Source organism: Nitrospirota bacterium, from assembly GCA_016235245.1.
GTDB lineage: Bacteria > Nitrospirota > Thermodesulfovibrionia > Thermodesulfovibrionales > UBA6898 > UBA6898.
Map to the genome: position 1 here is coordinate 52,794 of JACRLO010000015.1, position 19,205 is coordinate 71,998.

At 48.7% G+C, this 19,205-nt stretch carries 25 protein-coding genes; 11 read left to right on the top strand and 14 right to left on the bottom strand.

Annotated elements, in window-relative coordinates; all coding sequences use genetic code 11:
- Positions 1 to 171 precede the first annotated feature (171 nt).
- The 3 genes from HZB31_07850 to HZB31_07860 are packed head-to-tail and all read left to right on the top strand — an operon-like array spanning position 172 to position 3,007.
- Positions 172 to 825, top strand: coding sequence for a lytic transglycosylase domain-containing protein (locus HZB31_07850; GenBank protein ID MBI5847845.1), 654 nt, complete (start codon positions 172 to 174; stop codon positions 823 to 825).
- Positions 826 to 1,812 (top strand): quinolinate synthase, encoded by a 987-nt coding sequence (gene nadA, locus HZB31_07855; protein MBI5847846.1) that lies wholly within the window; start codon positions 826 to 828, stop codon positions 1,810 to 1,812. It begins immediately after the preceding gene.
- 49 nt (positions 1,813 to 1,861) lie between these two features.
- Entirely contained in the window at positions 1,862 to 3,007 is a 1,146-nt protein-coding gene (locus HZB31_07860; protein ID MBI5847847.1) for an SAM-dependent methyltransferase, read from the top strand.
- On the opposite strand, the gene HZB31_07865 is transcribed toward HZB31_07860, so the two are convergent.
- Entirely contained in the window at positions 2,979 to 3,755 is a 777-nt protein-coding gene (locus HZB31_07865; protein ID MBI5847848.1) for a sugar phosphate isomerase/epimerase, read from the bottom strand. The two genes, HZB31_07860 and HZB31_07865, sit on opposite strands and share 29 nt — an antisense overlap.
- Positions 3,752 to 4,132 (bottom strand): zinc ribbon domain-containing protein, encoded by a 381-nt coding sequence (locus HZB31_07870; GenBank protein MBI5847849.1) that lies wholly within the window; start codon positions 4,130 to 4,132, stop codon positions 3,752 to 3,754. Before HZB31_07870 ends, HZB31_07865 begins: the two co-directional genes overlap by 4 nt.
- A 105-nt stretch (positions 4,133 to 4,237) precedes the next feature.
- Here HZB31_07870 and HZB31_07875 point away from each other — a divergent pair, with 105 nt between their 5' ends.
- Positions 4,238 to 4,834: a dephospho-CoA kinase gene (locus HZB31_07875; protein ID MBI5847850.1), complete on the top strand. Its 597-nt coding sequence runs from the start codon at positions 4,238 to 4,240 to the stop codon at positions 4,832 to 4,834.
- A gap of 249 nt (positions 4,835 to 5,083) precedes the next feature.
- On the top strand, positions 5,084 to 7,300 hold the full coding sequence (locus tag HZB31_07880; protein ID MBI5847851.1) for a DUF3365 domain-containing protein: 2,217 nt from the start codon (positions 5,084 to 5,086) through the stop codon (positions 7,298 to 7,300).
- 62 nt (positions 7,301 to 7,362) lie between these two features.
- On the opposite strand, the gene priA is transcribed toward HZB31_07880, so the two are convergent.
- From priA to HZB31_07895, 3 genes are all read right to left on the bottom strand, one after another.
- Positions 7,363 to 9,267, bottom strand: coding sequence for a primosomal protein N' (priA, locus tag HZB31_07885; GenBank protein ID MBI5847852.1), 1,905 nt, complete (start codon positions 9,265 to 9,267; stop codon positions 7,363 to 7,365).
- Positions 9,268 to 9,305: 38 nt separating this feature from the next.
- A complete protein-coding gene (locus tag HZB31_07890) occupies positions 9,306 to 9,623 on the bottom strand; it encodes a pyrimidine/purine nucleoside phosphorylase (protein MBI5847853.1) in 318 nt (105 codons plus the stop codon).
- Between the two features lie 140 nt (positions 9,624 to 9,763).
- Entirely contained in the window at positions 9,764 to 9,964 is a 201-nt protein-coding gene (locus tag HZB31_07895; protein ID MBI5847854.1) for a cold-shock protein, read from the bottom strand.
- Between the two features lie 234 nt (positions 9,965 to 10,198).
- On the opposite strand from HZB31_07895, the gene HZB31_07900 reads away from it, so the two are divergent.
- Genes HZB31_07900 through HZB31_07920 form a run of 5 tightly spaced genes read left to right on the top strand, consistent with a single transcriptional unit; the run spans position 10,199 to position 13,309 of the window.
- On the top strand, positions 10,199 to 10,447 hold the full coding sequence (locus HZB31_07900; protein MBI5847855.1) for a hypothetical protein: 249 nt from the start codon (positions 10,199 to 10,201) through the stop codon (positions 10,445 to 10,447).
- Positions 10,448 to 10,456: 9 nt separating this feature from the next.
- Complete coding sequence (locus tag HZB31_07905) at positions 10,457 to 11,014, top strand: LemA family protein (GenBank protein MBI5847856.1); 558 nt, start codon at positions 10,457 to 10,459, stop codon at positions 11,012 to 11,014.
- Positions 11,015 to 11,042: 28 nt separating this feature from the next.
- On the top strand, positions 11,043 to 12,506 hold the full coding sequence (locus HZB31_07910; GenBank protein ID MBI5847857.1) for a M48 family metalloprotease: 1,464 nt from the start codon (positions 11,043 to 11,045) through the stop codon (positions 12,504 to 12,506).
- Positions 12,503 to 12,670 (top strand): hypothetical protein, encoded by a 168-nt coding sequence (locus tag HZB31_07915; protein ID MBI5847858.1) that lies wholly within the window; start codon positions 12,503 to 12,505, stop codon positions 12,668 to 12,670. Before HZB31_07910 ends, HZB31_07915 begins: the two co-directional genes overlap by 4 nt.
- A gap of 27 nt (positions 12,671 to 12,697) precedes the next feature.
- The gene (locus HZB31_07920) at positions 12,698 to 13,309 is read left to right on the top strand and encodes a GIY-YIG nuclease family protein (GenBank protein MBI5847859.1); all 612 of its coding nucleotides are present in this window, start codon (positions 12,698 to 12,700) and stop codon (positions 13,307 to 13,309) included.
- A gap of 24 nt (positions 13,310 to 13,333) precedes the next feature.
- Here HZB31_07920 and HZB31_07925 read toward each other — a convergent pair whose 3' ends face one another.
- The 4 genes from HZB31_07925 to scpB all read right to left on the bottom strand — a co-directional run bounded on the left by HZB31_07925 (position 13,334) and on the right by scpB (position 15,866).
- Positions 13,334 to 13,660, bottom strand: coding sequence for a DUF190 domain-containing protein (locus HZB31_07925; GenBank protein MBI5847860.1), 327 nt, complete (start codon positions 13,658 to 13,660; stop codon positions 13,334 to 13,336).
- Positions 13,661 to 13,670: 10 nt separating this feature from the next.
- A complete protein-coding gene (gene crcB, locus HZB31_07930) occupies positions 13,671 to 14,045 on the bottom strand; it encodes a fluoride efflux transporter CrcB (protein MBI5847861.1) in 375 nt (124 codons plus the stop codon).
- 97 nt (positions 14,046 to 14,142) lie between these two features.
- The gene (locus tag HZB31_07935) at positions 14,143 to 15,336 is read right to left on the bottom strand and encodes a LysM peptidoglycan-binding domain-containing protein (GenBank protein ID MBI5847862.1); all 1,194 of its coding nucleotides are present in this window, start codon (positions 15,334 to 15,336) and stop codon (positions 14,143 to 14,145) included.
- Positions 15,336 to 15,866 (bottom strand): SMC-Scp complex subunit ScpB, encoded by a 531-nt coding sequence (gene scpB / locus HZB31_07940; protein ID MBI5847863.1) that lies wholly within the window; start codon positions 15,864 to 15,866, stop codon positions 15,336 to 15,338. The genes HZB31_07935 and scpB overlap by 1 nt, the downstream gene beginning before the upstream one ends.
- A gap of 149 nt (positions 15,867 to 16,015) precedes the next feature.
- Here scpB and HZB31_07945 point away from each other — a divergent pair, with 149 nt between their 5' ends.
- A complete protein-coding gene (locus tag HZB31_07945; protein ID MBI5847864.1) occupies positions 16,016 to 16,174 on the top strand; it encodes a rubredoxin in 159 nt (52 codons plus the stop codon).
- Between the two features lie 114 nt (positions 16,175 to 16,288).
- Here HZB31_07945 and dapB read toward each other — a convergent pair whose 3' ends face one another.
- The 5 genes from dapB to HZB31_07970 are packed head-to-tail and all read right to left on the bottom strand — an operon-like array spanning position 16,289 to position 19,191.
- Complete coding sequence (dapB, locus tag HZB31_07950; protein MBI5847865.1) at positions 16,289 to 17,092, bottom strand: 4-hydroxy-tetrahydrodipicolinate reductase; 804 nt, start codon at positions 17,090 to 17,092, stop codon at positions 16,289 to 16,291.
- On the bottom strand, positions 17,089 to 17,277 hold the full coding sequence (locus HZB31_07955; GenBank protein MBI5847866.1) for a DNA gyrase inhibitor YacG: 189 nt from the start codon (positions 17,275 to 17,277) through the stop codon (positions 17,089 to 17,091). Before HZB31_07955 ends, dapB begins: the two co-directional genes overlap by 4 nt.
- Position 17,278: 1 nt before the next feature.
- Positions 17,279 to 17,812 (bottom strand): Gx transporter family protein, encoded by a 534-nt coding sequence (locus HZB31_07960; protein ID MBI5847867.1) that lies wholly within the window; start codon positions 17,810 to 17,812, stop codon positions 17,279 to 17,281.
- Positions 17,796 to 18,173: a NusG domain II-containing protein gene (locus HZB31_07965; protein MBI5847868.1), complete on the bottom strand. Its 378-nt coding sequence runs from the start codon at positions 18,171 to 18,173 to the stop codon at positions 17,796 to 17,798. The genes HZB31_07960 and HZB31_07965 overlap by 17 nt, the downstream gene beginning before the upstream one ends.
- Positions 18,157 to 19,191: an FAD:protein FMN transferase gene (locus HZB31_07970; protein MBI5847869.1), complete on the bottom strand. Its 1,035-nt coding sequence runs from the start codon at positions 19,189 to 19,191 to the stop codon at positions 18,157 to 18,159. Before HZB31_07970 ends, HZB31_07965 begins: the two co-directional genes overlap by 17 nt.
- Positions 19,192 to 19,205 lie beyond the last annotated feature (14 nt).

Consider the following 19,205-nt stretch of genomic DNA (forward strand, 5'->3'; position numbering starts at 1 on the left):
CGCAAAACAGTTAAAGTGAATATAATACAATTTCCCGTAACCCACTGATAAAGCATACAATAGGGCCGAAATATTGACTCGCTATAGTATCCGTGCTAACATGTATCTATGCGTAAAATAGTAATGGTTGTCTGTTGTCTTTTTTTTGCTGTAGCAACGGTTTCCGCTGATATCTACAAATACGTAGATGAAAACGGCGTTGTCTGCTTCACGGATGCGCCGTACGGGAAAAAGCCTCAGCAGGTCAGCAGCGACAGGACAAGTGACAAAAAAGCGGCGAAGGCAGAGCAGCCGGCAGCTGCTATTGCATTCCCCAGGGATTATTCGCAGTATATCCACAAGGCTGCCTCAAAATATGCGCTTGAGCCTGAACTGATCAAGGCCGTGATAAAGACAGAGTCCAACGGCAACCATAGGGCTATTTCCCGGAAAGGTGCAAAAGGGCTTATGCAGCTCATGCCGTCGACCGCAAGAGATATGAACGTTTCCAATCCTTTTGACCCTGAGGAGAATATCGAAGGGGGAACCAGATACCTGAAATATCTCCTTGAGCGCTTCAATGGGAATATGACTCTTGCGCTTGCTGCGTATAATTCCGGTCCCGGCACGGTTGAAAAATATGGGAATGTGCCTCCAATCGATGAGACCCGTCAATATGTGAAAAGGATATTTAATCTGTACAATGGCAGAAAGAGTTATACGTTTGCCGATGCGAGCGTTGCTCCCCGCGAGAAAATAGCCCCTATTTACAAAGTGGTTCTTGAAGATGGCACGGTCCTCTTCACAAACGCTACACTCGAAAAGAATAATAAGACCAGGATGTAAATGACGCCAGATCTCTCCGCCCTTCGGGATCAGATTCTGAGGTTCAAGCAGGAAAAGCGCGCAATAATTCTGGCCCATAACTATCAGCGGGACGAGGTTCAGGAGGTCGCTGATTTTGTCGGTGACTCCCTTGAACTTTCCCGTATCGCGGCAACACAGGAATGCGAAATGATCGTATTTTGCGGCGTCCATTTCATGGCCGAGAGCGCTTCGATACTTTCGCCTGACAAGACCGTTCTCTTACCCGAGATTGATGCCGGCTGTCCTATGGCAGATATGATCAGCGTCGATGCGCCGCGGCCTGTGAGGAAGAGCTTCCCCGGTTTTGATAATCCTCCTGCGTATGTCTATCCCCCTGAGTTTACGCTGAAAGAGATGAAGAAGGCGAATCCCGGCGTTCCGGTTGTCGCTTATGTGAATACTACTGCTGAGGTCAAGGCAGAAAGCGATATCTGCTGCACGTCAGCCAATGTCGTGAAGGTCATTGACTCTCTGCCGGGTGATACCGTTATCTGTGTTCCGGACAAGAATCTTTCGATGTGGGCGGCACGGAACTCGAATAAAAAGGTCATTGCGTGGGACGGTTACTGCAATGTGCATGAGCGTGTTACGGTAAGGGATATCCAGGAGGCACGGTCACAGCACCCGCAGGCAGTTATCATGGCGCATCCTGAGTGCCCTATCGGGGTGCTTGAGATCGCCGATCATGTTACCAGCACATCGGGCATGATCAGGTTTGCTCATACCTCTTCGGCAAAAGTGTTTGTTGTGGGCACCGAGATCGGCCTCATGTTCAGGCTTAGAAAAGAAAATCCCGACAAGACCTTTTATGCACTCAGGAAGGACATGATATGTCCGAACATGAAGAAAACCACACTCCAGAGTGTTCTGCGGGCCTTCCAGAATGAAACGTATGTCGTTAAAGTGCCGGAAGAGATTCGTATCAGGGCAAAAAAGGCGCTCGACAGGATGCTCGAAGTTTCCTAGGCTGATTGAATACACGCGTATCCCCGACAAATAACCCCGAACAGATACAATGAATCCCCTTGAACAGAAGATTGCGGAACGGATAAGGAGAGAAGGGCCCATTACCTTTGAGTCTTTCATGGCTATGGCCCTCTATGACCCTGAATTCGGCTATTATGTTTCCCGGGGGCAGCGGATTGGCAGAGAAGGGGATTTCTACACCAGCTCCCATCTTCACCCCGTATTCGGTGCAATGATCGGCAAACAGATCAGGGAGATGTGGGAATGTATCGGTTCTCCCGAGGGGTTTACAATTATTGAGATGGGCGCAGGAGAAGGATATGTCTGCAAGGATATGCTCGATTATCTGGCACGTTTGGGGAGTGAGGAACAGGGAACCGGGGGCGGTTTTTTCCAAACGCTGCGGTATGTTATTGTGGAGAGAAACGAACTTCAGCGTAAACGTCAGCAGGAGCTGCTGAGTATATATAAGGAAAAGATTGCGTGGATTTCAGCTGTCAGGGAAGCGGGGACGATCAGGGGCTGCATATTTTCGAACGAGCTCCTTGACGCTTTCCCTGTTCATCTCCTGAGGATGGAGGGCCGGCTCAAAGAGGTCTATCTCAGCCATGACGGCACCAGTTTTCATGAGCAGACCGGAGAGCTCTCGACAGATGATATCGACAACTATTTCAGTGATACCGGGATCGCGATCGAGACCGGATATACCACGGAAGTGAATCTGCGCATCCGCGGCTGGCTGCAGGATATCAGCGCTGTTTTGGAAAAAGGGTTTGTCTTTACGATTGACTACGGCCATCCGGCAGAAGAATATTATAGCGATGACAGGAACAGGGGTACGCTTCTTTGCTATCACAACCATGAGGTTAGCGAAGACCCCTATATACATATCGGCGACCAGGATATGACCAGCCACGTGAACTTCTCATCAGTCAGGCGCTGGGGGGAAGAGGCAGGATTGAAGCCCCTGGGCTACTGCAGTCAGGGTGCGTTTTTTCTTGCCATGGGTATCGATCAGGAGATTGCAAAACTCGCCGAGACTTCAGCTGATTATCTTATTGAATTGAGCCGCATCAAAACACTCTTTCTTCCTCAGGGTATGGGTGAATCGCACAAGGTGCTCATACAATACAAGGGCGATGGGACTCCTGCGCTGCGGGCATTTTCTATAAGGAACCAGCTGCGGTTCCTGTAAATCGGGCGATATTTTCCATTGATCGCATCACCTTATCCGGTGAATGTGCTTCAATGGTATATATACAGTCCCTGTTTTTCAGCAGATGGAAGAACTTGCCGAAATCAAATGTCCCCTCGCCAACCGGAAGGTGCTGGTCTGATGACTTGTCATTGTCATGAAGATGAAGTTCGATGATATGCGGGTTCAATGCCGCCAACCAGTCTTCAAGCCTGACCTTTGAGAAGAGATTGCAATGGCCGGTATCGAAACAGATGCCGAAGTTCTCAGCGTTCATATGCTCCATAAGCATCTTCAGGTTTGACGGCTCGTCCTCGAAAATGTTCTCAATTGCCAGCGCAACGCCGATATCAAGGGCTCTTTTGTTGAGCGGCTGCCAGGTAAGAAGGCTCATTTCGAGCCACCAGTCCTGCTTCAGAGCATACCGCCATTTCTCATATCCTGAATGGCAGACGACCGCTTTTGGTCGCAATATCTCTGCGACATCGAGTATATGATTAAGTCTCGTCATGGTGGATTTCCTGACGAGAGAATCAACTGCGCCTGGCGAAAGGTCCATGAAAGGTGCATGAAACGACAGCGATGGGTTGTGGTCAAGAAGTTTTTTTGCCTTCCGGACATCGCCCAGGGTTATGGAATCAAGTACATCACCGGTAAAGTATAGCTCTAGATTCAGCGATTTTTCCCTGATAAGATCAAGATGCTCGGTCAGTCTGTTGAAAGGGACGTGAACGTGAGGAGAGATCACTCTTTGGACTTCTGTGCTGTCTTAGGCTCAGATTTTGACTCTTTCTTTGTCTCTGTCCCTGCAGCGTTTTCCGTTTTTTCCTTCTTTGTCTCTTTCCCTGTTGTACTGTCGGTCTTTTCTTTCTTTGTCTCTTTCTGTGCGGTGCTGTCTGCTTTTTCCTTCTTATCTGCGACTTCATTTGCGCTGCTCTTGCGGTTCTTGTCAGCATAGTCAGTCACGTACCAGCCTGAGCCTTTCAGGACAAACGAAGTGCTCGAAATCAACTTCTTCAGCCTGCCGCCGCATTTCTCACAGACAGTCAGAGGCTTTGCAGTGATTTTCTGCATGACCTCATGTTCTATTCCGCACTTCTCGCATTTGTACTCATAAATCGGCATACTCCAATACCTCCAATGCTAAGCTAACTATATAATATAACTGAATAATTGTGCTGGGGTCAACGAATCGGCACACCCTCGTTGATTGTTTGGGTATAATGAATCATGTTTGTCGTGGCACTTACGGGAAATTTCGGCATGGGGAAGAGCTCAGTGGCGTCACTGTTCAGGGAATGCGGTGCCTATACGCTTGACTGTGATGCGATTGTCGCAGACCTTCTCCAAAGAAAGGCGGTCATTGACAAGATCAGCATGCTGCTTGGCCCCGAGGTTCTGAACCTTGACCACAAGCTTAATAAGAGTGTTGTTGCTGATATTATTTTTCAGAGTAATACAGCACGAAGAAGAATCGAGGCATTGCTGCACCCGCTGGTCTTTAAGGCGATGGAAGCCTCAATAAAGAAGCTCAGGGGGGATAATTGTCTGGTGATCGTAGAAGTACCCCTGCTTTTTGAGTCCGGTTTTCAAAAACGGTTCAACAGGACCATCACTGTGTACACAAACCAGAAGACTTCCCTTGCCCGGCTTAAGGAAAAAGGCGTTTCCCGTAAGGCTGCTCTGGCAAGACTGCATGCCCAGTTGGACATACGCCAGAAGAAGCGTCTTGCTGATTATGTAATTGATAACAATGGAACGAGGCGGCAAACTTTGGTTCAGGTAAGGAAGATCTATAAGGCTCTGAGGGACGATAATACTCCGTAGTCTGCATATGTAGTTGCCTTTGCGGTACCCGCTTCTATCACCTGGTATTCCGTTTTACCTCCAGATGCCTTTTTGCCTGGTAGTCTTTTCTGATCAATGACAAATTATCTCTTTTGTGGTCATATGTATGATCTGTATCAGTATCAGCGTTATTAAAAACTGCTATACTTTGAGTATATCGCTATGTCAAAACAGGGCAAATTAATCGCTAGCTATGCATGGGGGGCAGCTGTAATCTGGTCACTTATTATGTCTGGATTACTGTACAGTGATCAAGTCAACCATAAGCGGCAGATGCAGGAACTGGCAAAAGGTGAGGCAGCGTCTGCTTTCGAGAAAGACCTTATATACAGACGATGGAATACGTCACATGGCGGAGTTTATGTGCCGGTCACGCAAAATACCCCTCCTAACCCCCACCTTGCCAACATTCCTGAGCGCGATCTCACCACCACTACGGGAAAGAAACTGACTCTTATGAACCCGGCATATATGACGAGACAGGCGCATGAAATTGCCGCAAGGGAAAACGGTGTTCTCGGCCATATTACGAGCCTTAACCCTATCCGGCCTGAAAATGAGGCTGACTCGTGGGAAAAGGCTGCTCTTCAGGATTTTGAGCGCGGGACAACAGAGCATTCCTCTGAAGAACTGATAAATGGCCGGAAATATTTACGGTATATGCGGCCGCTTAAGACAGAGAAAGCCTGTCTTAAATGCCATGCCGTTCAGGGATACAAAGAAGGGGATGTCAGGGGCGGCATCAGCATCTCATTGCCGATGGAGCCTTATCTGAAGGTCGATATGGCAGTCTTTCGTTCACGTCTTGCAACCTATGGTTTTCTCTGGCTGATCGGCCTTGTTCTGATAGGAACCGGTGCAAAACAGCTCATAGGGCAGACGACAAAAATACGTGAACAGGAAAAAGTCAAAGAAGAGGCAATCAGGAATGCGAAAGAAGAATGGGAGCGCACCTTCGATGCAATAACGGATCCGATTATGATCCTTGACACAAACTTCAAAATAATTAAGGCCAACAAGTCAACTGCAGACAGACTGGGCGTATCGGTAAAGGAGGCAGAGGGGTTGACATGCTATGAAGCTGTGCATGGCACTAAGCAGCCACCGGCATCTTGTCCCCATGTGAAATTGATATCAGATGGGAAGTTTCATGCCGAAGAGATCACCGAGTCAAGACTTGGGGGTTGCTTTCATGTTACGGTCTCCCCCATCTGCAGTAATGACGGGACGTTATACGGATCAGTCCATTCCGCGCGTGACATAACCGAACTTAAGAAGGCTGAAGAGCTTGGAAGGAAACACTCGAAAGACCTCGAAAAACTGCTTTTCATCTCCCGTGAGGTTACACTGACTTCCGATATCAGAGGATTATACCGAATATTTGTATCTGCAGCGAAAGAGCTTCTTGCCTTTGATTTTTCATCTTTAATGCTTCTTTCAGACGATAAGACCGTATTGACTGTTGCAGACTGTCTCGGATTTCCGGAAACGATAATTGGGAATTTCAGTCTGGTGGAAGGGCAAGGGCTATCCACCTATGTAGTTAGGACGAAACAGTTCGGGACAGTGCATGACTTCCAGCAGGAAACCAGATTTGAGGTGCCGTCCCTTGTCATTGAGCTGGGTATCCGGTCGGCGGTTGCAGTGCCGATGATGGTAAAGGATGATATCATAGGCGTACTTATCGGACATACAAAGAGACTCAGGGAATTCTCGCAGAGGGAAATCGACATGTTTCAACATATCGCCAATCAGGCGGCCATAGCCGTCCGAAATGTTATGACCACGCGTATGCTGATGAAGAGCGAGAAGAAGATTCAGGATATAGCATCTTCTTTGGGCGAAGGGCTCTACTCTCTGGATAATGAAGGGTATGTTACCTACATGAATCCAGAGGCAGAGAAACTGCTTGGCTGGACCATGCAGGAACTTTGCGACAGAAATATCCATGACGTTGTGCATAACTGCAGTTCGGACGGGACTCCTCTGTCGTTTAAGGAATGTCCAATACATAAAGTCATCAGCACAGGCAGGCGGTTCATATCGAGCGATGAAATCTTTATTCGGAAAGACGGAGCGTCATTCCCTGTCTCGATTATTTCAGCTCCCCTGATGGAAGAAGGAATGGTTGTTGCATCAATTACGGCCTTTCGCGATATCAGTGAGAGAAAGCAGATAGAGAAGGAGAGAGAAACGCTGATTGACGAGCTCCAAAAGGCACTTGCCGAGATCAGAACGTTGCAAGGCATTCTGCCTATATGTTCGTATTGCAAGAAGATCAGGGACGACAAGGGTGCATGGACGCAGATGGAACTCTATATCAGCAAACGCACGGATGCCCAATTCAGTCACGGTATCTGCAGCGAATGCGCAAGAAAGGAGTTCCCTCAGTTTTTTAAGGAGCCCGGGAGCCAGGATGACTCCCCTTCCGCGCAACGTGCATAATTGCATTAACGCAGCCTGAGGAAGAAGCGTTTCAATGATCCCCACCCATCAGAAAAGGCGGGTCAGTAAGGGGCAGCGTCGATCCTGATTTCGATGTCTCTTGTATTTTTGAATCGTGATACCACCGCTCGTGCTGCAGCATGCAGGACCTTTCTTTCAGCGTGTTTGAGCAGGAACGAGTGCTCGATCCCTTTTCTTGTCTTTTTCTCCGTCGGTCCGAGGATCTCAACCGGTTCTTTTGATTCTCTGATGATCTTCATGATCTTGTCTGCAAGCTCTGCATTTCCATAGACCAGGATGTTTAGCATCTTTGAATAGGGCGGAAACTGCAGCGCCGCCCTCATCGCAAGTTCTTCTGTAACGAACGCCTCATAATTATTGTCTCGCAGATGCCGGAACATCGGGTCCTGGGGAAAGCGCGTCTGGACGATGACCTCGCCTTTTGCTGACACAAGATCACGAACTGCGACTATCTCCTGATATGTCTTTTCACGTGCCCGAAAATCCGGAATATTGAGACTGTTGTCAACATTGAGAAGCGCAGCCAGAGAAAAACTATTATTGGGGTTGAGGCGTTTTGTCAGCATCTTTGTGCCTACAATGATCCGGGCATCATCAGTGGCGATGTTTTTCAAAAGACCCTCTATTTCTGTTTTTTTGCCCGCACTGTCACTGTCAAAGCGCAGGGGATCGATATTGAAAAGATCCCTGAGATCTTCTTCGATCCTCTGTGTCCCGGCCCCAAGCTGTTCAATATTGGGACTGCTGCATTTGGAGCATACATCAGGAACAGAAAGAGATTTGGCGCAGTAGTGACATGCAAGGAGGTTCCTGTCTTTATGAAGCACCAGGGGAATGCCGCAGTCAGGGCATGATGCCGTATTGTTACAGTCTGCGCAGTGAAGAAATGTTGAATGACCCCTTCTGTTGATGATGAAGAGTATCCGTCCATTCTTCTGCAGAACCCGGCGAGCCCTGTCGATTACCGTATCGGAGAGATAAGCGCGGCGTTTTTTTCCGAACCGCAGGTCGGCGAGCCTTATCGCCGGCGTCGGTGCTGTTGTCTTCAGCCTGATGAGATTATATTTGCCGGATTGAGCGTTGAACCATGAATCCATTGACGGCGACGGTGACATGAGTAGTACGGGAACCCCTTCCAGGTAACCCCTCATGACTGCGGTGTCCCGGACATTGAGCCTGATCCCTTCCTCAGACTTATGCGAAGACGAATGTTCATCGATCACCATGATAAGCGACAGTTCTTTCACGGGGGCGAAGAGTGCCATTCGGGTGCCGATAATAATGTCATGTTTCCCGGTTATAATGCTGTCGATGCTCTCTGAACGCCTGCCGGCTGCCATGTCGCTGTGAAGAATGCAGGCCCTTTCTCCGTATTCGGCCCTGATTGCCTGGTAGAACAGCTCTGCCTGGGAGATCTCCGGGAAGAGGACAATAACACTGCTGCGCGACCGGAGCATGGATGCTGCGGCAGAGTATTCATGGATAACCGTAGGGGTAAACAGGAGCGATGTCTGGTAATGCTTTTGGCCGACAGCAGCCTGAAGTTCAGACAGGTCACCCTCCGGAAGGTCGATCAACGGCGCCATTTCAGCGGAAGTCGGCTCATCGGTATTCCTGCGCTTTGTTTTTTTGAAGATTTCCCTTGGGAATGACTGTTTCAGGACTAGGCCCTCAGGAGCAAGGAAGTATTCTGACATCCATGCAATCAGTTTGAGCGCGGCAGCGCTGTAGACCGGCGTGCTGCCGTGGATCTCTGTGATATCCTTAAGACGTCCGGCAGGAGGAATGGTATTTATTCTATAAATGAGACCCTTTGCCATACTCTTCTTGAGCGGTGCGGAAACGATCATGCCCGGCTTAGCCAGAAGTTCCAGGCTTTCAGGGCAGCGGTATGTGAGAGGCCCCAGGTTAATGGGGAATATGATGTCAAAGCATGGTATGCTCACTATTCAGCCTGCATGCATGGTGCTTGCAGCGACGACTGTTATGCCTTGATAAAAGAGCAGCAATAGTCGCTGACGGTCTTCACTTTCATGGTGAATTTCGAATTTGCAGGGACCTCGAAGGATTCTCCTCCCCTGATCGTCTGCCATGAATTCTGGTTGGGTAAGAGCAGGTCAAGTTCGCCTGAAAGGATCTCCATGATCTCTCTGTCTCCCGTATTGAACTCATACTCGCCGGGCAGCATAACGCCAAGGGTCTTCTTCTCGCCATTCTGGAATATGACTGTCCTGCTCGTTACGCCGCCATTAAAATAAATGTTCGCTTTTTTTACGATTGTTACATCCTTGAATTCAGACATAGAGACACCTCACATGGATAAAATTGTATGTCAGCAGCGCAGACAGGACGTATCTTAGCAGATGCGGAATAAGTGAGTAAATCAGGGCAGATGAAAAAGAAGAAGCTCCCTATTTTGCAGGAGCTTCTTCTTTTCAATAATCAGGCTTTCTCTACGTTGACAGCCTTGAGGCCTTTCGGGCCCTTCTCGGTTTCAAAGCTCACTGAATCACCTTCGGCAAGTGACTTGAAGCCATTGCCGGCGATGGATGAGTAGTGCACAAAAACATCAGTGCCGTCTTCACTGGTGATGAAGCCGAAGCCTTTTGACTCGTTGAACCACTTCACTGTTCCCTTAGCCATGTTCATCCCTCCTTACCTATAGACTAAAGTCTCAGGAAGCGCAGCCAATAAAAAAAGCCACAAAGCTAAAAGTCTTTGTGGCTTCCGGTTCATATACAAAAACTTCTGAAACTTCAGGTGTAATAATCTCATGAGTAATAATGAAAAGTCAATTCCCTTTTTGCTCTACATCCTGAAAGTAATTAGTCGCTGCATCATGGTATAATTATTGATATTTTTTTGGGGGAGGTTGATATGGCAAAACGCGCAGGCGCATATAGAAGTGAGAAGAGAAAAAAAGAAGTGAAAAGGCAAAAGAAGCAGGAAGAGAAGAGATTGAGGCGGAGCGGCCTTCTTAAGCCATCAGGAGAGAATGAGAATCCTGAAGGGATCGATCCTGATGCTGTTCTTTCCGGTGAAGCCGGTGAAGGGCAAGAGGAGGGACATGAAGAGGAAGAGACGGAAGAAACTGAGGTAGATAAGGCGGAAGAAACAAGCGCATAGGCGGCATATATGATCATTGTCTGGCTTTTCGCCGGGTTTTTTCTGCTAGTAGTACTCTGGGGTATCTGCATTTTCAACAGGCTTGTCACCGCAAAAAATGACGTAAAAAATGCCTGGGGTCAGATAGATGTGCAGCTAAAACGCAGATATGATCTTATCCCGAATCTTGTCGCTGCTGTCAGAGGGTATCTGACGCATGAAAAACAGGTGATCGAAAATGTCGTGGCTGCACGGGTAAAGGCCTTATCAACGGCGAAGGTGAAAGACAGGGCTGCTGCCGAAAACGGTCTCTCTCTTGAATTAAAGGGCCTTTTTGCCGTTATGGAAGCCTATCCTGACTTGAAGGCCAATCAGAATGTCATGCAGCTTCAGGAAGAGCTTGTATCAACCGAAAATCGTATAGCCTTTGCCCGCCAGCTTTATAATGACCTCGTGGCTAACTACCTGACGCGGCTTGAGGTCTTCCCGGATGCCCTGATCGCTTCTGCCTTTGCATTCCTTCCCTTCGAATATTTCTCTGCAGAGCCGCGTGACAGAGAGCTGCCGAGAGTCTCTGCAGAGAAATAAAATCCAAATGGCGGGATTACCTTAGCCCATGCCGATCACTTTTATTGATATCGAACGAGAGAAAAGTTCGAAAATAGCCTTTCTTTTTATTTTCCTGATCGTTCTCTATTTTTTTGTGACCCTTTCTCTCTTTCTTGGCATATCCGTCTTCTTCTTTCCTTTGCTGCTCAGGCAAGGGCACATTTTCGGTCTTTCGCTTTTGTCGGTCAGCACACTTTTTTTCTTTTCTCTTTCTATTGCTGCATGTCATTTCTGGTTTTCCTCGACGAATGTTATCGCGACTATCATGAGAAACCTTGCTGCTTTGCCACCTGACCCCAGAGACGGCAGACATAGAAGACTGCTGAACATCATGGATGAGATACGGATCGCATCAGGCAACAGGAAAAAGATGCGCTGCCTTGTAATTCCGAGTCTTTCCCTCAACGCTCTTGCTGCGGATGACCTCAGGGGAGAGGCGGTGATAGCCATAACCGAGGGCCTGCTTTCACGCCTTTCGCGCGATCAGACTGAGGCGGTGATCGCTCACGAGGCTTACCATATACTTTCAGGCGACTGCAAAGCGGCGACACTGGCTACCAGTCTCTTTGGCATGTATGTGTCGATTCTTGAAAACATGGAGTCACTTTCCGATGACAACAGAAGAGGAGGCCTTGAGCCCTCTTTCTTTCCGCTATGGCTTCTTTTGAAATTGAGTGACCTGTTGTGCCTGTTCATCTCGCGTGAACGTGAGTACCGGGCCGACGCTGCCGCTGTACGCATGACCAGAAATCCCCTTGCCATGGCTGAAGCGCTCCATTTCCTTTCACGAAACTGGACCGGAGGAGGTATGATAAGCACCGGCCTGGAGATGCTCTGCATCGTGAATCCTGTTGACACTGCCCTGGATGAGACAGAGAGCTGGTGGGCTGACCGTATGTCTACTCATCCTCCAATCATGAAGCGCATCGATCTTCTCCTGAAGATGGCTCACACAAACTTGACCCAGTTTGAAAAAAGGCAGGATGAGAAGGTCATACCAGGAAACAATGTCGGGCAGATAGGCCCTGCGTCTTCTTTCATCTGTCCTGAATGCAGACAGGTGCTTTATGAGACAGTCTATGAGGACACGGTGGTGTTTCAGTGCAATGCATGCCGCGGCATTCTGGTTGAGAATGCCAGCATTGTGCGGATCATAGCCCGGAGGGAGCGTCCATGTACAGAACGGGTTCGTGTACTGGCTCGTGCCGTGCTTGCCGATAACCAAAGGGACGCTGCCATCCGGCGCCTCAAGAAATCAGGCAAAAGATCAATGACAGGCCACCGCTGTTTAAAATGCGGGAATGTCATGTTCAGGACTTTTTACAGCGGTGCGTATCTGATCGAGATAGACCGCTGCAATGTCTGCGGCCTTACCTGGTTTGATGTAGATGAACTTGAGATGCTCCAGTGTCTGATCGAAAACAGGATTGCGGTGCCGGTCGAGAGCAGTTCAGGTCTCCAGGGTTCATGAAGGAGATCGCGCTTTTTACGGATGGGAGCGTAGATCCCCGGCGCAGGATCGGCGTGGGAGCCTATCTGGCTGTTCCGGCTTCTTTTCTGAAGGCCACTTCCTGTCCCCTGGACAAAGCGGAGATAGCGGACCGGATAACGCTGCGAAGGTTTGAAGACACTTAGTCGACAAAACTGGAACTGCAGACTGTTTTGTGGGCAGTTCAGGAGCTGGCAGCATCACCGGGAAAGCTCCGCGTATATACCGATTCCCAGTGCGTTTCACGTCTTCTGGAGAGAAAACAGGGACTGGTATCCGGGAATTTCCTCTCCGGAAGAACAAAGCGTCCGCTCCACAACGCTTCCTTGTACCGTGAATATTACGAATTTCACGACGCCCTGGGTTTCGAAGTTGTCTGGGTGAAAGGACATGTCAGGGCACATACCTGCGACGCTGTCGGTCGTATCTTCTCCTTCGTAGACAAGAAGGCAGGGCAGGCATTAAGAACCTGGATGGATGAGTTCGAAAAAGCAGAGCCGGTGTCTGCTCATCTTGCGCAAAATGATCAATGGTGCGTCTATATTCTGAGGTGCCGGAACAATTCCCTGTATACAGGCATGACCAATAATATTGAGAGAAGGCTTAAGGCTCATGAACAGGGCAGGGGCAGTAAATATGTAAGATCGTGGAGACCTTTTGAGTTGGTTAAAACGATACCCTGCAGAAATGCAGGCGAGGCACGAAAACTCGAGTATGAACTTAAAAGGCTTTCACGAAGCGAAAAGATCGATACCCTCAATCTGTCTCCTGGGCTGATGACCTAGGAATGCTCTCTGCCGCAACCTCTTTTAGTCGCCTGTTTCAATAATCGTCGTATCGCCGATCTCCAGCAGACCTTTGGTAATGAGCGCCGCGATTTCTGGCAGCACCCTGCTTACCGCTTCCTCCGAGTCCACGATCTCGATCTTGACCGGAAGGCTGGTTGATAGCTCAAGGATCTTTGCCGTATGAAAAACCCTCTGTCCGCCGTACCCTGCAACACCGCGAAAAACGCTAACGCCGGCAACTTTGTTGAAATAGCATAGTTCCATTACGGCTTCGTATACCGGTTTCCCGTGCACCCTGTCTGTCTCATCCAGATAAATCGTGATCTTTCTGGCAGGTTTTGTTCTCATCGGTTATCTCCTATAGCAGCCGTGCTGCGCCTTCGCCAAGCTTGAGGGCGGCAAAGCCGATTATCACGCTGAGAGCGACATTCAGCGATGCGATGAGCCACTCGCCGTCCCTGAGGAGTGCTCCTGTTTCATATTCAAAGGTAGAGAAGGTGGTGTAGGCGCCAAGGAACCCTATAACAAAGAACATCCTCCACTGCGGGCTGAGCATGAGTCTTTCCGTGAAGAGTGTCATAAGAAAACCGATAAGAAGACTGCCGCTTATATTAATGACGAAGGTCCCGAGAGGAAACGTCCGGCCCCATTTCTGGCCGATCCAGAGGCCTATTGCATAGCGTGCAACAGCACCAAAAAAACCGCCTAATCCAATGATAAAAGCATTCTGCATGGCTCGGAGTTATATTACTCTATATGCGACAGAAAAAACGAAGAAACCCGCGAACAGAATCGCAGGTTTCTTCATATGGTGCCCGAAAAAAAATTGATTAGCTGGCCGGATCAGTCGCCGCTTTTTCCTGTTCTTCAGATGCCGAGATAAGCCTCTTGGCACCGATAAAACGCTTCACGTAATAGGGCGTCTCAAGGTTGTCAATAGTGACTTTCTTGCCCCTGGAGGAGGCATGGATAAAGAGGTTGTTACCAAGATAGATGCCGACATGTGACGGGAATGATGCATAGGTCCTGAAGAAAACGAGATCGCCTACCGAAAGCTCTTCCTTCTCTATCTCTGCGCCTTCCTTGAACTGCTCGCGGGCAGTTCTGGGAAGATTGACACCCATAAGGCCGTAGACCTTCTTTACATAGCTGGAGCAGTCGATGCCGAGGATCGTGTTTCCGCCGAACTTATAGGGGATGTTCAATAGTTTTTTTGCGAAGGTGACCAGTTTATCCGGAGAGGTCTTTTCAGCAAACTCCGGAGATTCCGGGACCTTCTTCAACTCATCTTCGATATTCTTTGCCATGACAACATACTTCTGGTCTACATTGACAACCTCGGGCCTTTCCTCAAGAAAAAGCTTCTGTCCAACCTTGAGCGCAGGCGCCGACATTTCGTTAATTTCCATGAGGTCATCAGAATCCATATCGAACTTCTTTGCTATCTGCCAGAGGTTGTCGCCTTTTCTGACCGTGTAGGTCTTGGGGCCGGACAATTTGACGAGAAGCTTCTGTCCGGCCTTGAGTTTTGCCGAATGCAGGGCATTCAGGCCCTTGACGTCTGATTCGGATACATGGTACTTCCTGGCGATTGACCTGATGGTGTCGCCTTTTCTTACGACATGATACTTACTGCTGTCAGCGGCTGTTTTTACAGGCTGAATGGTTTCCCTTTCTGTTTTTACATGTTTTGATGGCCTCGTCGGTGCAGCTGTCTCGGCCTTTGCGACCTTTGATGATGTTGTTGTCTTTGAAGTTGTAGTAGTAGCCTTGTCCTTTCTTGATTCTTTCTTTGCTGTTTTGGCAGACGAATTGTCCACCGGGACGATAATTTTTGTGCCGGGCTTCAGGTTTTTCGGATTTACCTTGTTCACGCTTTCGATGTCCCTGACTGTTACATGATACTTTTTGGCAATGTCCTGAAGGTTATCGCCTTTCCTGATCGTATATACCGTTTTTGCCGAGGCCCCCGTAACAAAGAGAAACAGGGTGAATATTGCCAACAGTATCGATATCTTTTTCATTATGCAGCCTCCTCCCGCGTAAGCTCCCTCAGTGTGGGGAGCTCGGTTAGGTCCTTCAGTCCGAAATACTGAAGGAATTCCTTGGTCGTGCCGTACAGCATAGGCTTGCCCGGCGCTTCCTTTTGGCCAACGATCTTGATGAGCCTTTTATCAAGCAGGCTCTTAATAACACCGTCCGAGTTTACCCCCCGGATCTGTTCAACTTCAGCTCTGATGAGAGGTTGTTTGTATGCCACGATGGCAAGGGTCTCAAGCGCCGGCATCGAAAGTTTGTTCGAAGCCGCTGTATTGGTGAACTTGCGCAGAAGCTTTGCGTAGAGCGGATTGGTCACCATCTGATATCCCTCTGCGATCTCAAGAATGATTATCCCGCGGTCACGCTCTTTATACTCGGCAATCAGTTCGTCCAGAGCGAGCTTGATATCGGGCTCAGGCATTTCCATAACGCCTTTCAGGGACGAAAGCGTTACCGGCTCTCCTGAGATAAAGAGCATTGCCTCGATTAGGGATATCTTTTCCTTATCTGCCATAACTAAGTTCGGTAATTATAGCAAATAGTGAAAAAAAATTCATTAAAACTGATACGCCGCTGACGTAACCAACTAAATATTGTAAAATAGCTCAAAACAGGTTAGTATTTTTATGGCGATTATTTTATTACTGAAAGAGGTGAATAATAATGGGAAAATGGAGATGCACTATTTGCGGTTATGTCTATGATCCGGAGTTTGGTGACAGTGATGGCGGTATTGCTCCAGGAACGAAGTTCGAGGATATTCCTGACGGATGGGTATGTCCTGTCTGTGGCGCAACAAAGGATTCGTTCGAGCAGGTATAGTCTTTATGTAAAGGTTTAATCGTAATTACGGTATGCGTGGCAATAAAAGAAAACTCTGATTCTTATGGCAGAGTTTTCTTTTATTGCTGATAGTTACATAATATTCCAGAGAATCTACTTTATGTTTAAGACGTCCTGCATATCATAAAGCCCTGCAGGTTTTCCGGCCAGCCAAAGGGCAGCCTTGAGCGCACCTCGTGCAAAGGTATCCCTGCTCGAAGCCTTGTGTGTAATCTCGATTCTTTCTCCCAGGCCGCCAAACATAACCGTATGTTCTCCGATAATATCGCCGGCCCTGACGGTCTGAATTCCTATTTCTTTCTTTGTCCTCTGGCCAATGATCCCATGTCTTGCATAGATGCCGACCTCTTCAAGGTTCCTGTTAAGAGCATCTGCGATAACCTGGGCCATCTTCAGGGCAGTGCCGCTCGGAGCGTCTTTCTTCAGTCTGTGGTGTGCTTCAACAATTTCGACGTCATAATCGTCTCCAAGCGCACTTGCCACATCCTGCAGGACCTTAAACAGAAGGTTAACCCCAAGGCTCATATTTGAAGCCATTACGCAGGGGATCTTTATGAGCAGAGGTTCAATCTGTTTTATGTCGTCTTTGGAAAGGCCGGTTGTGCCGATAACCATTGCCTTTCCTTTTTCGGCTGCGATCTTCAGGTTTGCCTTGGTCGATTCAATTGAGGTGAAATCAATAATAATGTCCGCAGCGTCCATGACCTTTTCCATGTTGTCCTGAAGTATGACGCCTGTCCCGCCGATGCCGATCAGTAAGCCGATATCCTTGCCGATGTCAATATGTCCCGACCTCTCACATGCTCCTGCCAGCTGCAGCCCGTCATATTCCCTGCAAAGTGCCGAGATCCTGCTGCCCATCTTTCCAGCTGCTCCTGCTACACCGATCTTTATCATGCTTCCTCCTGTCTGTCATCAATTTCGCTTTCGTCTTCGTCTTCGTCTTTCTTGCCTTCTACGCGATACTCTTCCGCTGCCCAGGCGCCCAGATCAATCGCCTTACAGCGTGCAGAGCAAAATGGCCTGTATGGGTTCTCCTCCCAGGTCGTTGTTTTTTTGCATATGCGACAGATGATCTGCATTTCAGGCCCGGGCTACATTTTGTATCGAGTCCTGTTCTTTTTTCAACAGGTTCTTTATCAGGATATCCGCTACAAGACCGTTGGCAAAACCGGTCAGTGTCCCTATGAGTAAGATGACAGGGCTGATAAACAGTACGGCCTCGATTCTCCGGATGAAGAGCAGATAGGCAAAAAAGAGCTGCGCAGCATTATGAAAGAGCGCCCCAATAAGGCTGAGGCCGACGGGGCCGAAGATATTTCTGCTGATGCCATAGACGGCCCCCATTGCAATTGTTCCGGCAAGACCGCCGCCAAGGCTCAAGATAAAGGCAGGCCCCAAAAAGGTGCCGGCGAAGATGGAGCCAAGCACGACCCTGATGAGTGTGATCATCATCGCAGTCCTGAACCCAAACAGTACAAGAGCGGTAAGGGTGATGATATTTGAGATCCCGAATCTGAGCCATGGCAGGGGGCTCGGCAGCATTGCTTCGAACCCGTGAAGGGCAAGTGCATAGGCTGACAGGATGGCAATGCGGTGTTTATCCTGTAATTGCATCGATATCCTTCTTCGCTCCGCTGCCGACGATGACCACGATATGATTTGGCAGGCAGACGATTGTACCGTGCGACACCCATCCCTGCCTTACACAGGTCTGATTGTCGCAGTGAGCTTCCTTCATGCGCACCCTGCTGTCCTTTATCTCGATAACGGTCCTGCCATGCGTTGCCTCTATGGCAATCTCTCTGTCAGTATCAAGGGAAAGGGTGTAAACAGGCTTGCCGCTTATTTCGACCACGACATCAGATCCGAGTGACAACGCTTCCCGTGTGTATATAAGTCCTGCAAAGGAGGCGACGAGCAGGAAAAGGAAAAGGATCCGGTCCGCTATCGTTGTGTTCCTAATGGCTGTTTTCAAGGGTGATATATTCCTTTATGGCATCGGTCATATGAATCGTTCCGTTGCTGTCGATGATCATGGCATCAACGCCCATTTCCCTGACAAGCTTCATCCCCTTTTCAGGGCCTAGGATAAAAACGGCATTATCGAATCCATCAGAAATGACGCCTTTACGGGCGATCACGCTTACGCTTCTGCTGAGTTCTGCCGGATACCCGGTCTTAGGGTCAAGAAGATGGTGATATCTCTTTCCGTCGCCGAGGAAAAATCTTTCATAATCCCCTGCGGTTGATATGGCTTGATCCTTCAACCTGATCTTTGCGATGATCTCGTCCTTTCCGCTCTCCTGTCGGGGGTTCTTTAAGCCTATGGTCCATGGACTTTTGTCCGGCTTCATGCCAAAGGTCCTGATGTCCCCGGCAATCGAAACAAGGCCAGACAGGATACCCTCCTTTTTCAGCAAATCCACTGCGAGGTCTGCTGCATATCCCTTTGCAATGCCTCCGAGGTCGAGCATCATGCCTTTACGTTTGAGGTACACGGTGGCCTCTGCTCTGTCAATAAGTATATCTTTGTAGTTCACGAGAGGTAAAGCGCGTCTGATCTCCATTTCCGTCGGTTTCTTTTTATGCAGAAAATCCCAAAGCGCAACGATCGGCCCGATTGTAGGATCGAATGCCCCACCCGACCTTTCTGCCGTATAGACCGCTTTTTCGATAATATCAAGGGTTTCCGGGGAGACTCTTACCGCACGGATACCCGCATTTCTGTTGATCTGGGAAAGCTCACTCGTATCTGAATAGAAATTGATAAGGTCGCCGAACCGGCCTATCTCTGCAAAGGTCTTTTCAACGGCTTTTTCAGCGGCTTCCCTTGAGTCAGTGACAACCGTGACGCTCACGATCGTGTCCATGAGCGGCAGGGTTTTTTTAAAGACAGATTCTTTTCCCGGGAAGCAGGATACGACAGCAGTCAGCAGGAGAAGGATGAAGAGTCGCCTGGTTTGAGATCTATTCATGAACATAATACGTTTCATTTTAGATTAAAGCC

Excerpts from the sequence above, each read along its gene's own strand:
- nadA (MBI5847846.1), top strand. The coding sequence starts at position 826 with ATGACGCCAGATCTCTCCGCCCTTCGGGATCAGATTCTGAGGTTCAAG.
- HZB31_07860 (MBI5847847.1), top strand. The coding sequence starts at position 1,862 with ATGAATCCCCTTGAACAGAAGATTGCGGAACGGATAAGGAGAGAAGGG.
- HZB31_07870 (MBI5847849.1), bottom strand. The coding sequence starts at position 4,132 with ATGCCGATTTATGAGTACAAATGCGAGAAGTGCGGAATAGAACATGAG.
- HZB31_07875 (MBI5847850.1), top strand. The coding sequence starts at position 4,238 with ATGTTTGTCGTGGCACTTACGGGAAATTTCGGCATGGGGAAGAGCTCA.
- HZB31_07880 (MBI5847851.1), top strand. The coding sequence starts at position 5,084 with ATGTCTGGATTACTGTACAGTGATCAAGTCAACCATAAGCGGCAGATG.
- HZB31_07890 (MBI5847853.1), bottom strand. The coding sequence starts at position 9,623 with ATGTCTGAATTCAAGGATGTAACAATCGTAAAAAAAGCGAACATTTAT.
- HZB31_07895 (MBI5847854.1), bottom strand. The coding sequence starts at position 9,964 with ATGGCTAAGGGAACAGTGAAGTGGTTCAACGAGTCAAAAGGCTTCGGC.
- HZB31_07900 (MBI5847855.1), top strand. The coding sequence starts at position 10,199 with ATGGCAAAACGCGCAGGCGCATATAGAAGTGAGAAGAGAAAAAAAGAA.
- HZB31_07905 (MBI5847856.1), top strand. The coding sequence starts at position 10,457 with ATGATCATTGTCTGGCTTTTCGCCGGGTTTTTTCTGCTAGTAGTACTC.
- HZB31_07910 (MBI5847857.1), top strand. The coding sequence starts at position 11,043 with ATGCCGATCACTTTTATTGATATCGAACGAGAGAAAAGTTCGAAAATA.
- HZB31_07915 (MBI5847858.1), top strand. The coding sequence starts at position 12,503 with ATGAAGGAGATCGCGCTTTTTACGGATGGGAGCGTAGATCCCCGGCGC.
- HZB31_07925 (MBI5847860.1), bottom strand. The coding sequence starts at position 13,660 with ATGAGAACAAAACCTGCCAGAAAGATCACGATTTATCTGGATGAGACA.
- crcB (MBI5847861.1), bottom strand. The coding sequence starts at position 14,045 with ATGCAGAATGCTTTTATCATTGGATTAGGCGGTTTTTTTGGTGCTGTT.
- HZB31_07935 (MBI5847862.1), bottom strand. The coding sequence starts at position 15,336 with ATGAAAAAGATATCGATACTGTTGGCAATATTCACCCTGTTTCTCTTT.
- scpB (MBI5847863.1), bottom strand. The coding sequence starts at position 15,866 with ATGGCAGATAAGGAAAAGATATCCCTAATCGAGGCAATGCTCTTTATC.
- HZB31_07945 (MBI5847864.1), top strand. The coding sequence starts at position 16,016 with ATGGGAAAATGGAGATGCACTATTTGCGGTTATGTCTATGATCCGGAG.
- dapB (MBI5847865.1), bottom strand. The coding sequence starts at position 17,092 with ATGATAAAGATCGGTGTAGCAGGAGCAGCTGGAAAGATGGGCAGCAGG.
- HZB31_07955 (MBI5847866.1), bottom strand. The coding sequence starts at position 17,277 with ATGCAGATCATCTGTCGCATATGCAAAAAAACAACGACCTGGGAGGAG.
- HZB31_07960 (MBI5847867.1), bottom strand. The coding sequence starts at position 17,812 with ATGCAATTACAGGATAAACACCGCATTGCCATCCTGTCAGCCTATGCA.
- HZB31_07970 (MBI5847869.1), bottom strand. The coding sequence starts at position 19,191 with ATGAAACGTATTATGTTCATGAATAGATCTCAAACCAGGCGACTCTTC.